The following is a 13,204-nucleotide window of genomic DNA, read 5'->3' as shown; positions in this document are numbered from 1 at the left end:
TATGCATTGTTGCCTTCTTCTATGCAGAAAACGCCCTTTTCATCCCTCGTGTTTGTCAAGCAAAAGCGAATACCCGGCAATCGTAATCTTTCGCAGACCCCCAATTCGGCCTCGGTGCCGGATTGGGGGTCTGCCCTTTATCTGCAGAGCTGATGTTGCCCAACCAGCGATGTTGTGTATAATCTCCCCGCGGATGAAATCACCGTTACCGAGGGCAACACCATCTATCATATCAATCCCCACTATGCCGAGGACGGCTCTGAGGATGTTGTCACAAAGCTGTGCCGTATCATCCTTGAATTGTTTCGCATACTGGACAAAGCCACCGGCATTTTTGCCGCGCAATGCAAAATAGTGCATGGCTGCACTTCTTGTTTTTTGATTTTCTCCTTGACAAAAGGTGCCTGGAGACAAATAAGCAGTCGGAATCTGAAAGCGTGGAGAATCAGGCGGTAACCACCGTGATGATCGAACGGATGATGTCATACTTACGAATGCTGCCTTTGAAAGAACAGAATTTGATTCGCGGGCTGTTTTTCTTTGAAATGAGCAGAGCGCAAACTGGCAGTGGAAATAGACATTCCTCAGATGACGCTTCACTATCGGAAAAACAAAATCCTGAAGAAACTGCGCAAGTTCTTGGAGAAGCACTCAGGTGCCAGGCACGTAGCAGTTATTGATAATTTTATTGCCGTTTTCATACATACTCTCGGCATCGATAGCTTATGTTCTCAAGGGGTATTAAGAGTTTTATGCAAAAAAATAAGGACAATGTACGGATGTGATCAGAAAAGCCAGCGGCTTTATCAGATAGTCAAGGCGTCTGATATGCGTCCGTTCATGCGCTATCACATATTCCGTCTCATTTACACCAAGCCCTGTAGGAACATATATTTTGGTACGAATGAATCCCAGCACGAACGATGTTTTCTTTCCGTATTCAGTTTGTCTGTTGGATAAGTTCACAATTTATCCTTGTGACTTCTCGCCTTTAAGAGGCACTGTCTTTTCTATTAATTTAATTAAATATGTGGTAAAATTTAGACATGAGGTATACTAATGCCGAACAATCATCTATTATAGAGGGGGTTAAAGTATGCAATACAGAGAATTTAACAAACTGGGGGACAAGCTTTCGGTTCTTGGATTCGGCGCCATGAGGCTGCCGCTGAATGGTGATGATCCCGGCAATGTAAAGGAAAAAGAAAGCATAAGACTGATAAGATATGCCATAGACAATGGAGTCAACTATATTGATACTGCCTATAATTATCATAAAGGCAAAAGCGAGATGATAGTGGGGAAGGCTCTGAAGGATGGCTATAGGGATAAGGTTAAGCTTGCCACCAAGATGCCGGTATGGTTGACAAATGCATATGAGGATTTTGATAAGTATCTTAACGAGCAGCTTCAGAAGCTGGATACAGCCTATATTGATTTTTATTTATTGCATAATTTGAACAAAAAATACTGGCGCAAGCTGAGTGGCATCAATGTCCTTGATTTTGTTGATAAGGCCCTGCAAGACGGCAGGATCAAGCATATAGGATTCTCGTTCCATGATGATGTAAGCTTATTCAAGGAAATAATTGATGCATACGATTGGGATTTCTGTCAGATACAATATAACTATATGAACGAGAATTTCCAGGCAGGTACCGAGGGCTTAGAATATGCCGGCTCAAAGAATATACCAGTGATGATAATGGAGCCTCTCTTGGGAGGGAAACTGGCTAAAAGGCCGCCAAAAGAAATAAAGGATATATGGGATAAGGCGGCAATAAAGAGAACGCCTGCCGAGTGGGGTTTGAGATGGGTTTTAAACCATAAGCAGGTAGCGGTGGTTCTAAGCGGAATGAGCACCGCAAAGCAGGTGGAAGAGAACATCAAAACAGCTGAGACAGCACTTCCCGGTTCCCTAGAACAAGAGGAACTGGATATGATAAAGAAAGTATCGGAAAAGTACCGCTCAAGGATAAAGGTGGACTGTACCGGCTGCGGATACTGTATGCCATGCCCCAATAAAGTGTGGATCCCTTATAATTTTGAAATATATAATGATTTTTATATGTATGAAACCGATAGATATTCGACTGATATGTACAGGAGGCTAAAGACCGGAAACCAGGCAGCATCGGCCTGCGTTGAATGCGGCAAGTGCGAGGCCGCATGCCCCCAGGGCCTGCCTATTATGGAAACTTTGAAGAAGGTAGACGGCATATTGGGCAAGTAACTGGATTCAGAATTTATTGGAGAAAGCCTATTTTTTCAAATCAAAAGCTTCCTGGAATAAATAAAAATTAGTATTGACTCTCCTCCCGGGGAAGAGTTTATCATACTATTGAGGCCTCAAAAAAATGTGCACATGGGTGGGTTGACATGTTTAAAGCTAGGCAAGACCATAAATGGAAAGTAGGGATAATATGAGAACTGTAATAATAGACGGCCAGGGCGGAAAAATGGGCAAGATGCTTGTGGAGCAATTGAAGAAAAGCTTGCCCTCCCTTGAGCTTATAGCTATAGGCACAAACAGCATAGCGACCGCTGCCATGATGAAGGCAGGAGCAGATCATGGAGCAACAGGGGAAAACCCCGCAGTAGTCGTTAGCTCCGATGCGGATATCATAATCGGCCCCATCGGCATAGTCATCGCAGACTCGATGCTGGGAGAGGTTACGCCGGTTATGGCAAAGGCCATCGGGCAGAGCAAGGCCGAGAAAATATTGATTCCGGTAAATAAATGCAACAACCATGTGGTAGGCTCGCGGGACCTGCCACTATCCGAACATATAAAGCTGGCAGTAGAGCTCGTTGAGAGCATTATCAACGAGATGTAAATATCAAATCACATTTTTGGACAATGTTCATGTCTGAAAAATATTTATTTTCAAGAGGTATCCATTCATCCAAAAAACGGCGCAGCATATGCTCTCCGCTGCGCTCAAGGATTCTGCGCCTTTGCGTTTCCGCATCAATTCCCAGGAAAATCTTTAGGTCATATGCGTCGCACAGGGTGGGATGCATACTGTAAACACCTTCCACAATGTTGAGCTTTTTGGGGCAAACATTGATATAATCCGTCAGGATTCCCAAGGAGCAATCATATATTTGGTACTTGAACCTATAGTTCTTTTTAAGCTTGTCTAAAACCTCATATTTAAAGCGGATATAATCAACATTTCCTCCGGTCTCTCTCATCCTTTCCTCCGTTTTTTGATCGGGACTCAGGAAAAAATCGTCCATATGGAAAATATTGCAGTCATAAAGGCTGCCCAGGCGGGCGGCAAATGTGCTCTTGCCGCTGCCGCTATTGCCGTCAATGGCCACTATCACTTCTTTGCCTTCTTTTAGCAGCTCATCAATGGCGGAAATAGCCTCAGAATATATTCCCTCTTGTGCCACAGCTTATATCACCCTTTCCAGGTGCTTGTTTTTCTGGACAGCAGCATATATTAAGGGAATCAATATGAGCTGTATGATGATTCCGGGGAGAGCCGTTACAAAGGCGCCTGTCAAAAATGCGGACCAGGCATATGATTTCCCCGACAGGCTGAGCAAAAGCACATTGGCAATTCCCGATACCGCTCTGCCGGAGAGCATTGCGATTACAAGTGCAGCAAAGGCATTGACCTTCTTTGATGCCAATCCTATGACTGCACCATAGGCCGAAAGCTCAAAAGCCATGGATATGGCTACGGGATAAAGGGGAGGCATTCCTGTCAGAACGCTTGACAATAACGGTATAACAGCTCCTGCAGCTAATCCATGCCTCCAGCCGCATATAAGTCCGCATAATAAGACGGGAATATGCATGGGCAGAAATATGGAGCCGGATAGGGATAGGGCATGGAATGCAAAAGGAAGAACAATTCCTATGGCTGTAAATAGCCCTGCGAGAACGAGTCTTTGAGTCGATGATTTTTTCATTATAATTTCCTCCAAAAATAAAAATACCACAAAGCAAATGCTTCCCTTGAGAAAGCATATACCTTCGTGGTATAGTTTTACTGATTATGAGTTTAAAATTATAAGCAGGTTAACTACAGTTAACGGTTATTATCAGTATAGCACGAGGTATATAAATGTCAAGAAACATATCGCCTTTTGGAGCTATCTTGCAAGACAAATCAAAGCATTCTATGACAGGAAAAATGCCAGGAAAATTGGTATCGTATGTTTGTGGGGAGATGATCGAATGGATTGGATACGAAGCCTTAATAGAGCAATAGGTTATATAGAAGAGAATTTGCTTACGGATTTAAGCTGTGAAGACATAGCGGAGCATATCTATTCATCGAGCTTTCACTTTCAGAGAGTGTTTAGTTTGCTGACTCAAATGACAGTCGGAGAGTATATAAGAAGCAGGCGCCTTTCTCTGGCCGGGCAGGAGCTGATAATGTCAAAGGCAAAGGTTATCGACATCGCTTTGAAGTACAGATATGATACGCCTGAAAGCTTCACAAAAGCATTCAGCAGATTCCATGGAATAACCCCAATTCAAGCAAAAAGGGAAGGCTCTAATCTAAAATCCTTTAATCGTCTTATCATTAAAATTGAATTGGAGGGCGGTAGTATTATGGATTATAAGATCGTTAAAAGAGAGGAATACACTGTCATTGCGAAAACAAGATATTTTACTTCGGAAAGCAGCCTGCAAGAAATTCCTAAGTTCTGGTCTGAATATTTTGCAGATGGTTTACATGAGACTGTATGCCCTATGCTTGGGATTTGTGAACAACAAAAGACGGGTACTAAAGAGTTTCGTTATGGTATAGGCTGCGAATGCGGTGATGATGACCAAGTGCCGGAAGGCTTTGAAAAGCTGAGGATTCCGGCATATACATGGGCGGTTTTTAAATGTATCGGACCAATGCCCCGTACCATTCAGAATACATGGAAAAGAATATACAGTGAATGGCTTCCCCAATCAGAATATGAATTAATTCCGGATTATGATATCGAGTTATATAGCGATGGGGATAACCAGAGCGAAGATTATGTCAGCGAGATCTGGATACCGGTAAAAAAGAGATAATAGAAGATTAAAATGCAGCCAATATAGTTATTCAGTGAGATAAAAAGCCGGTTAAGGCAGTCCTCCATAGGACAGTATAAAACAAAATGCTATATGGGCAATGCCGAGCAAGATGTCTATAAACAAGGTATCGTTCAAATCGAACGGTGCCTTATTTTTTACTGAGATGCGAAGATAAAAATCAAATTAGCATAAGAAAACAGGGCTATTGACATTTGCCCAAAACGGATGTAAACTCTAATTACCACCGGTAATTACCGGTGGTAATTAGAGAGGTGTTTGCCATGAAAAAAAGTATAACAAAAGAACAAATTATTGAAACCGCACTGGATTTGCTCAAAGACAAAAGCGATATCAGGAGCGTAAATCTGCGGGAAATTGCGCGTGTTCTTGGATGCGCTCACACGAATTTATATAATTATTTTCCCTCTTTTAACGACTTGCTATGGGAAGCGCATATGGAAATAGAAAATCAGTTTATCGATAAGATAGCTCTGGAGCTTGAAAGCATACAGGATGATAAGCTCAAACTTTATCAGTTCTATTTTTCTTTGTCGGAGCTTTATTTAGATCACAAGGGCTGGTTCCGTCTTGCGTGGCTTGATTATATTGATGATGTGCGGCCGGAGCAGGATAAAATTACTACAGAAAAAGCAGTAAAAACGATGGTTGAAATACTGGAAGGCATCTGGCTGGGCATTTATCCTGACGCTCCTGCCCGGGAACGCATACACAGCGTTCTGCATGATGTGCATTGCTATATAGTCGGTGAAGTGTCAAACTTCATAAACGGCAGAGGGTTAATACAAGATAGCGAAATGCTCAAAAAGCATATTGCAGAAACTTCCGTAACCTTTTTTACTCTGGCTTTAAAGGAGGGGTAACTTCCTATGCAAAATTATGAACGGGAGCTAGCGAAGGAACTGGAGTATTTTCAAAAAACCATTGCACTGGTAAAAGCACAGCTGGAAAAAAAGCTTGAAACCAGTGAGCGCAGCAGGGGCAACCTTCTCTCGTCCAGAAAAGAAATGTGGGATGAAGCCGCGCATTCATCGGACGATTTTGACAATGTAGTAGAAATATCTCAATATTTAGAAGAACTGAATATGAAAACAGCATCTTATCTTGCCGGAACTAATGAAATACAAAAGCTGGAGAAGATGCAGGATTCCCCTTACTTTGCCCGTGTTGATTTCAGCGAAGCCGATACGCAAGAAAAAGAGAAAATATATATTGGCCGTTACTCTCTGATTGATGATGATACGCATAACATGTATGTATTTGACTGGCGTTCACCTATCGCTGGCATTTTCTATCGTTATGAGCTTGGTCAGGTGCAGTATCAAGCGCCCGGGGGCATTATACGCGGCAATGTTTCACTAAAACGCCAATACGAGATAAAGCGGGGAAAATTTGAATACTTCTTTGATGCCAATGTACAAATTGTTGATGAATTTCTAAGGAAGCTGTTGTCAAAAAACGCTTCGTCCAGGATGACCAGCATCGTGGAAACCATACAGAAAGACCAGGATATCATTATCCGCGATTCTAAGAATGAGCTTTTAATGGTTCAGGGTGTGGCGGGAAGCGGCAAAACATCGGTAGCCCTGCACCGCGTAGCATATTTGATGTATCAGGGGCTGTCATCAAAGCTGTCATCAAATAACATTGCAATCCTTTCGCCAAATGCCCTGTTTGCAAAATATATCTCAAATGTCCTGCCGGAGCTTGGGGAGGACAATGTTGAAACCTTGGCTTTTGAGGAAATATGCAATCAGGTATTTGGAAAGGATTTTCAAGCAGCTCAAACAAGAAACCAGTTTTTTGAAAAGCTTATCACTTGTACTATCGGCACACAAAAATATTTGATGAAATCCAGCATGGAGTTCAAGGCTTCCAATACGTTTGTCACCATGTTGAAGAGACTTGTGGCTTACTATGAACGCAAATTGATTCCCTTCGCTGATGTTGCCTATAACCATCAACAGCTTTTTGACAGGCATTTATTAAAAGCAAAACTGCTCAATGGGGATGCCCGGACACCGATTGCCTTAAGGCTAAAGCGAATAGAAACGATGATTCTGAAGGAAATCCGGGAAGAAAACAAATTCCGCCTTGCAGAGCTGGAACGGTTTATAGATAAATATCCAGACCATATCTATGAATCCCAGGCGTTTGCAAGAATGCTTTCCATCAGAGAAAACAGAATCTTGCTTGCCTATATTCGCAAATTTACGGAAATTGATTACGAAGCTCTTTACCGCAAAATGTTCCATGATAAAAGCCTGTTTTATGCTCTGGCAAAGGGATTGGAACTGCCGGAAAATATGGAAGAGATCAGACTGCAGACAGATGAATTGTTATCGCTCAAAAGCTCCCAATATGGGGATGCTTTGGCTATTACATTTTTGAAGATAAAATTGGCCGGCTGTGATTCCTATAAAAATATAAAGCAGGTCGTCATAGATGAGGTGCAGGACTATTATCCGATTCATTTTGAAATCTTGAATTTATTATTTCCTAAAGCAAAATATACGGTTTTGGGCGATGTCAATCAGACGATTGAAAAACAAACTGCATTGACCTTCTATGAGGATGTGGAGCGAATTTTAGATAAAAAATCATCTGCATTGCTTACATTATCGAAGAGCTTCCGCTGTACCAATCAGATTATCGCTTTCAGCACAAAATTTATCACTGAACTAACCCGCCCTAAGACCCCGGCCTCTATAGACGGCGGGTGCCAAGGGCGGTTAAGTCCAGTATGGACTCGGCTAACATTCAGTGGAGGGTTGAATCCCCCGCTGAATGAAGTCTCGTTCAATGATACGCCGGTAAAACAGGAATGTTTCAGCCGAGATGGTGTTCCGCCCGAAATTATATCCGGTGCCAATCGAGCGGATTTAGACGAGGGATTAAAAGAGTTTATCGAAAGCATGGAAGAGCAAGGTTATAAATCCATCTGCATCTTGTGTAAGAGCTTGAAAGAATCAGCCGCATTGTACAGCAGAATAAACGATTCGATAGATGTGGTTTTAATGGATGACACCTATATTACGGAGCTATCCGGCACGTTTATTACCCCCATTTATATGGCCAAGGGATTAGAGTTCGATGCTGTCCTTGTTTATGATGTTGACGATATGCATTATCAATCTGCCTACGATAAAAAATTGCTCTATATCGCATCGACAAGGGCATTGCATAGGCTGGCCCTGTTTTATATGGGCAAGCAAAGCCGATTTTTGATTGAGAGTGAATAGGAGGATGCCCATGACGATTGAAAAAGTAGCATATCTTCTTGCTGAAATTCTGGGAGAAGATGAAGAAGATATAACAGAACATACAGAGTTTACAGAGGAATACGGCATCGAACCCATTGATGTCGCAAAGCTGATCATAGCCGTTGAAAAGAAATTCGGCATTACAATACATGACGATGAGGCCGCAGACTTTCAAAATGTAGGCGATGTGGTAAGGCATATAAATAAAGTTCGTGAAAGCTATTAAGTCCCAATATTAAAAATGGAGTGCGCCAGTGAAACTTTACTATATATAACGTGAAAAAGATTTTACAGTAATAATGTTATCAGTCAGCATAACAGCTATGCAGAATATTTAATGCGTTATATATAGCAAAATAATCATTTGTTTGAGATTGATATAAGGATGATGTAAAATAGATTCAAGGATTATAACTAAAACTTATATTATGCGGAGGAGATAAAATGATCATCGATAATAACCCGAAAGAAAAGGAAGCCATGAAGGCCTTTCATAAAGGCGACCGCTCCCTTGGGCATAAGATTCAAGATGAATTTGTAGAAGAATTAAGAGCAAGCTTAGGGAAAACAGATCATTGCTCATGTCAAAAAGCATGTAAATATCATGGAAAATGCATAGAATGTGTTGCCATACACAGGGCTCACAGAGAGCATCTCCCCAATTGCTTTAGAAGTATGGTCAATGAAAGGATTGAAAAACTTTCTGAACTGACGGAACACACTGCTTTAGAGCAAATAGAAAAATAATGGATAAAATGAAGAAAAAAATCTTATTCCTGATAATGCTGATGATGCTGTGGTTTATTGGTCATATTGCAGTTATCGTTATAGATGGATTGAATGATGAACTGGGATACGCAGATGCAGCCGTCGTGCTGGGAAACAAGGTGGAACTAAATGGTCAGCCTTCGGTACGGTTAAAGTATAGGCTGGATAAAGCGGCAGAATTGTATGAGAAGGGATACTATAAGCATATTATTGTGAGCGGAGGTATAGGCAAGGAAGGCTTTGACGAAGCCGAAGTTATGAAGGATTACCTGGTGGGCATGGGAATTCCCGGAGATAGCATCATTGTAGACAGCAAAGGCAATAATACGTTTATGACGGCGAAGAATTCTAAAGAGATCATGACAAAGAGTGATTTCAGTTCAGTAATGGTCATTTCTCAGTTTTATCATATAACGAGATGTAAGCTGGCTTTTAGAAGGGTCGGCTTTGAAAAGGTATATGCGGGCCATTCCAGCTTTTTCGAGATAAAAGATATTTATTCCTTGATAAGGGAATTCTTTGGATACTATAAATATTTATTTATGAAAATATGAAGCCGGTTTAATTCCGGTTTTTTTATTTCACTGTCAGCATTTGGACAGCTATATGATATAATTATTAAAAAGACTAAGGCGGTGATGAGATGAGCCTTCATATAATATACGGCAGAGCGGGCTCCGGCAAGAGCCGTTTTTGCATAGAGGATATAAAAAGGAGCAAGAGGGAAAATCCGGATAAGACCCTCATCCTCATGGTGCCGGAGCAGTTTACCCTTCAGGGGGAGAAAAACCTGGTAAGGGCATTGGGAGCTTCGGGCATCGGAGAAGCCGAGGTGCTGAGCTTTAAGAGGCTTGCCCGCCGAATATTGGATGAAGTAGGCGGCGGGGCCAGAAAGCATGTCAACTCTGCCGGCAAGGCCATGATAATCCACAGCATACTGGAGAAAAGCAAAAGCAGCTTCAAGGCCTTCGGCAGATCTGCAGGCCAGCGGGGCTTCGTGGATAGGATGGCAGGCATGCTCAGCGAATTTAAGAGATACAACATAACCCCGGATTTGCTTGGTGAAACCAAGGATTTGATAGGTGACAGATTTTTGAAAGACAAGCTGGAGGACTTGCTGCTTATATATAAAAGCTATGATGAAATAGTCCACAGCAGGTACATAGATACGGATGATGATTTGACCATTCTGGCCCGCCGCATGGAAAAGAGCGATAAGCTGGCGGGAGCTGAGATATGGATAGATGAATTTTCCGGCTTTACACCCCAGGAATATGAAATAATAAAGAAGCTCTTGCTGCTGTGCTCAAGAGTCAATATCTGCCTTTGCACAGATTGCCTTGCAGGTGATGAGAAGATTCAGGACGTGGACGTTTTTTCTCCTACTAAATATACAAGCAGCCGCCTTGTTGAGCTTGCAAAGGAAATGGGAATAGATGTGGAGAGGCCTGTCGGCATGCAGGGAGACATACCCCATAGGTTTACCGGGAATATGGCTATAGCCCATCTTGAGAGAAACTTTTTTTCTTATCCTTACCAGGTATACAGGGAAAAGACCGGCAGCCTAGCCATACTGTCTGCGGCTGATCCCTACAGCGAGGTAGAAGCTGCAGCACGGCAGATCATACATTTTTGCAGGGATAAAGGCTTAAGGTACAGGGATATGGCGGTGGTGACCAAGGATCTGGACAGCTATGAAAAGCTGGTCAGGATTATATTCGGGGAATATAGGATACCTTTTTTTATAGACAAAAAAAGAGCGGTCTCCGACCATCCTCTGGCGATGCTGGTGCTCTCGGCTTTGGCCATAATACAAAAGAATTTTACATATGAAACTGTTTTCAGATACCTGAAAACAGGCCTTTCCGGCATTGAGACGGAAGAGGTGGATATTCTGGAGAACTATGTCCTGGCCAACGGCATAAGAGGCAGCCAGTGGTACAGCGAGGATGAATGGAGCTACAGGCTCAATTATTCCTTTGGAGATGAGGAAGCCGGGGAAGATGAGAAGGCTATAATAGAGAAAGTGAACCATATAAGGCACAAAGTGGCGGAGCCTTTGCTGGAGCTCAAAAAAGGGCTGAAGGAGGCCAGGTCGGCGCCTGATGCTTGCCTTTGCTTATATGAGTTTTTGTGCCATATAGGTATTCCCGACAGGGTGGAAGAGCTGGCTGAAAGATACAGAGAGCAGAAACAGCTCGAAACAGCGGAGGAATATAAGCAGATATGGGATGTGATAATCCAGGTTCTCGATCAAATAGTTGAGGTAAGCGGGGATGAAAGCATGACCCTGGAACGCTTATCCGGCTTTCTGAATATCGGCTTTTCCCAATATGACATGGGGCTTATCCCCCATTCCGGCGATCAGCTTTTGGTGGGCAGCATAGACAGGTGGAGAAGCCATGAGATAGAGGCTTTATTCATACTTGGAGTGAATGACGGGGTATTCCCTTCGGCAGCCAGGGATGAGGGCATGCTGTCGGACAGGGACAGAGAGATGCTGAAGTCTTTGGGGTTGGAGCTGGCATTGGATACCAAGACCAAGGCTTTTCAGGAGCAATACTTGCTGTACACTACCCTGACCAAGGCAGGCAGATACCTCAGGATAAGCTATCCTGCGGCAGACCATGAAGGCAAGGCCCTGAGACCGTCCTATGTCATCGGAAAACTGAAGAGGATTTTTCCCAATATGGAGAGCATGAGCACCATAGTGGGAGATGGGGAAGCTATGGATCTTATAGGGCCTCCTCTGCCTTCCTTTAATTATCTCATAGGTTTTTTGAGGAACCTTGCAAACAATGAGAAGGATGCAAACCTCTGGAAGGACGTATATTTATGGTTTTCGCAGAAGCAAGAGTGGCAGGATAAGCTGAAGCATGTAGCGGCAGGACTTCGATATACCAATGATGAAAGACCGCTGGCAAAGGAGAAGGTGAGCAAGCTCTACGGCAGTACATATAATTCCAGCGTGTCCCGTCTTGAGCGGTATGCCTCCTGCCCCTTCTCATATTATGTCCAATACGGCCTGAGGGCCAAGGAAAGAAAGGTGCTGAAGCTGGAAGCGCCCGATATAGGCAGTTTTTTGCACCTTGTCATCAGCAGATTTTCCGAAGGCTTGAAAAGGAACAATCTGAGCTGGAAGCATGTTGATGAAGCCTGGTGCCGGGCGGAGATAGACAAAATCATTGAGGAAATATTGGAAAGCATTCCAGGGCTTCCTTTCAGAAGGTCAAAACGCTACATATATCTTCAGGAAAGATTGAAAAAGGTTGTAACCCGCTCCATATGGCTTATAGCAGAGCATGTCAAAAAGAGCGGCTTTGAACCGGTGGCCTATGAGATGGCCTTTGGGGAAGCGGATGGCCTCCCCGCCATTACCCTGGAGCTTCCTACAGGGGAAAAGATCGTTTTAAAAGGCAGAATTGACAGGATCGACATATTGAAGACACAAAAAGGCACCTACGTGAGGGTAATAGATTATAAATCCGGCGCCAAAGAATTTAAGCTGTCCGATGTATATAACGGCATTGAACTGCAGCTCATAACCTATCTCAGCGCTATTTGGGAAAAGGGCCTCAAGGGCGCAGGTGGTACATATATGCCTGCCGGCATTCTTTACTTTAAACTGGATGACCCGGTATTGCGGATAGATGGCAAAAAGCCTCCTGAGAATATTGAGGATAAGCTGAAGAAAGCCATGAGGATGAAGGGCCTGGTCCTGGCGGACAAGGAAATAATCACCGAAATGGATCGGGATATAAAAGGGGATTCCTTGATAATACCTGCTGGCATAACCAAGGATGGAAGCTTGAGCAGCAGGTCCTCAGCCGCAACGGTAGAGCAGTTTGAAAGATTGAGGAATCATGTGAAGGAAACCCTTGTAAAGCTGTCGGCTGAGATGTTTACCGGCAATATATCCATATCCCCGTATAAAAGGAAGAAGTATATTTCCTGCACCTATTGCCCCTATTCCTCAGTATGCAAGTTTGAAGGGGAGACCAACAGCTACCGGCTCATCGGTGATATGAAAGACGAGGAAATATGGTCACTTTTGGGCAAAAAGGAAGAAAAGAAGATTTCGCTGCAATAACTGTTGTATTAACTGATATAAGAGTGC

Annotated in this window: 13 protein-coding genes; 9 read left to right on the top strand and 4 right to left on the bottom strand. The window is 43.1% G+C overall.

Going from position 1 to position 13,204, the window contains the following annotated elements; translation table 11 throughout:
• Window positions 1-39: 39 nt before the first annotated feature.
• Both LJD61_RS07000 and LJD61_RS20705 read right to left on the bottom strand, forming a co-directional pair.
• Entirely contained in the window at window positions 40-360 is a 321-nt protein-coding gene (locus LJD61_RS07000; RefSeq protein WP_255226812.1) for a hypothetical protein, read from the bottom strand.
• 390 nt (window positions 361-750) lie between these two features.
• A complete protein-coding gene (locus LJD61_RS20705; protein WP_255226883.1) occupies window positions 751-918 on the bottom strand; it encodes a M56 family metallopeptidase in 168 nt (55 codons plus the stop codon).
• Window positions 919-1,096: 178 nt separating this feature from the next.
• On the opposite strand from LJD61_RS20705, the gene LJD61_RS06990 reads away from it, so the two are divergent.
• Window positions 1,097-2,233, top strand: coding sequence for an aldo/keto reductase (locus tag LJD61_RS06990; protein ID WP_255226811.1), 1,137 nt, complete (start codon window positions 1,097-1,099; stop codon window positions 2,231-2,233).
• A gap of 190 nt (window positions 2,234-2,423) precedes the next feature.
• Window positions 2,424-2,837, top strand: a complete 414-nt coding sequence (locus LJD61_RS06985) for a DUF3842 family protein (RefSeq protein ID WP_255226810.1) — start codon at window positions 2,424-2,426, stop codon at window positions 2,835-2,837.
• Here the strand turns inward: LJD61_RS06985 and LJD61_RS06980 are convergent.
• On the bottom strand, window positions 2,824-3,402 hold the full coding sequence (locus LJD61_RS06980; RefSeq protein ID WP_255226809.1) for a uridine kinase family protein: 579 nt from the start codon (window positions 3,400-3,402) through the stop codon (window positions 2,824-2,826). The two genes, LJD61_RS06985 and LJD61_RS06980, sit on opposite strands and share 14 nt — an antisense overlap.
• Before the next feature lie 3 nt (window positions 3,403-3,405).
• Window positions 3,406-3,927 (bottom strand): ECF transporter S component, encoded by a 522-nt coding sequence (locus LJD61_RS06975; protein ID WP_255226808.1) that lies wholly within the window; start codon window positions 3,925-3,927, stop codon window positions 3,406-3,408.
• Window positions 3,928-4,195: 268 nt separating this feature from the next.
• On the opposite strand from LJD61_RS06975, the gene LJD61_RS06970 reads away from it, so the two are divergent.
• The 7 genes from LJD61_RS06970 to addB all read left to right on the top strand — a co-directional run bounded on the left by LJD61_RS06970 (window position 4,196) and on the right by addB (window position 13,177).
• The gene (locus LJD61_RS06970; RefSeq protein WP_255226807.1) at window positions 4,196-5,035 is read left to right on the top strand and encodes an AraC family transcriptional regulator; all 840 of its coding nucleotides are present in this window, start codon (window positions 4,196-4,198) and stop codon (window positions 5,033-5,035) included.
• Window positions 5,036-5,319: 284 nt separating this feature from the next.
• The gene (locus tag LJD61_RS06965) at window positions 5,320-5,919 is read left to right on the top strand and encodes a TetR/AcrR family transcriptional regulator (RefSeq protein ID WP_255226806.1); all 600 of its coding nucleotides are present in this window, start codon (window positions 5,320-5,322) and stop codon (window positions 5,917-5,919) included.
• A gap of 6 nt (window positions 5,920-5,925) precedes the next feature.
• Window positions 5,926-8,298, top strand: coding sequence for a HelD family protein (locus LJD61_RS06960; protein ID WP_255226805.1), 2,373 nt, complete (start codon window positions 5,926-5,928; stop codon window positions 8,296-8,298).
• A gap of 10 nt (window positions 8,299-8,308) precedes the next feature.
• A complete protein-coding gene (locus LJD61_RS06955) occupies window positions 8,309-8,545 on the top strand; it encodes an acyl carrier protein (RefSeq protein ID WP_255226804.1) in 237 nt (78 codons plus the stop codon).
• A 218-nt stretch (window positions 8,546-8,763) separates the two neighbouring features.
• The gene (locus LJD61_RS06950; RefSeq protein ID WP_255226803.1) at window positions 8,764-9,066 is read left to right on the top strand and encodes an LPS biosynthesis protein; all 303 of its coding nucleotides are present in this window, start codon (window positions 8,764-8,766) and stop codon (window positions 9,064-9,066) included.
• 8 nt (window positions 9,067-9,074) lie between these two features.
• Window positions 9,075-9,641: a YdcF family protein gene (locus LJD61_RS06945; RefSeq protein WP_255226802.1), complete on the top strand. Its 567-nt coding sequence runs from the start codon at window positions 9,075-9,077 to the stop codon at window positions 9,639-9,641.
• Window positions 9,642-9,730: 89 nt separating this feature from the next.
• The gene (gene addB / locus LJD61_RS06940) at window positions 9,731-13,177 is read left to right on the top strand and encodes a helicase-exonuclease AddAB subunit AddB (RefSeq protein ID WP_255226801.1); all 3,447 of its coding nucleotides are present in this window, start codon (window positions 9,731-9,733) and stop codon (window positions 13,175-13,177) included.
• Window positions 13,178-13,204: the final 27 nt, after the last annotated feature.

The sequence above is a fragment of the Lutispora saccharofermentans genome, from assembly GCF_024363565.1.
GTDB classification, from domain to species: domain Bacteria; phylum Bacillota; class Clostridia; order Lutisporales; family Lutisporaceae; genus Lutispora; species Lutispora saccharofermentans.
Note: the sequence above shows the minus strand (reverse complement) of the source record. Positions and strands in the feature narration are given on the sequence as shown.

Bases quoted from the DNA above. Each gene is read 5' to 3' on its own strand.
- LJD61_RS07000 (WP_255226812.1), bottom strand. From the start codon at position 360: ATGCACTATTTTGCATTGCGCGGCAAAAATGCCGGTGGCTTTGTCCAG.
- LJD61_RS06965 (WP_255226806.1), top strand. From the start codon at position 5,320: ATGAAAAAAAGTATAACAAAAGAACAAATTATTGAAACCGCACTGGAT.
- LJD61_RS06990 (WP_255226811.1), top strand. From the start codon at position 1,097: ATGCAATACAGAGAATTTAACAAACTGGGGGACAAGCTTTCGGTTCTT.
- LJD61_RS06975 (WP_255226808.1), bottom strand. From the start codon at position 3,927: ATGAAAAAATCATCGACTCAAAGACTCGTTCTCGCAGGGCTATTTACA.
- LJD61_RS06985 (WP_255226810.1), top strand. From the start codon at position 2,424: ATGAGAACTGTAATAATAGACGGCCAGGGCGGAAAAATGGGCAAGATG.
- LJD61_RS06955 (WP_255226804.1), top strand. From the start codon at position 8,309: ATGACGATTGAAAAAGTAGCATATCTTCTTGCTGAAATTCTGGGAGAA.
- addB (WP_255226801.1), top strand. From the start codon at position 9,731: ATGAGCCTTCATATAATATACGGCAGAGCGGGCTCCGGCAAGAGCCGT.
- LJD61_RS06960 (WP_255226805.1), top strand. From the start codon at position 5,926: ATGCAAAATTATGAACGGGAGCTAGCGAAGGAACTGGAGTATTTTCAA.
- LJD61_RS06970 (WP_255226807.1), top strand. From the start codon at position 4,196: ATGGATTGGATACGAAGCCTTAATAGAGCAATAGGTTATATAGAAGAG.
- LJD61_RS06950 (WP_255226803.1), top strand. From the start codon at position 8,764: ATGATCATCGATAATAACCCGAAAGAAAAGGAAGCCATGAAGGCCTTT.
- LJD61_RS06945 (WP_255226802.1), top strand. From the start codon at position 9,075: ATGAAGAAAAAAATCTTATTCCTGATAATGCTGATGATGCTGTGGTTT.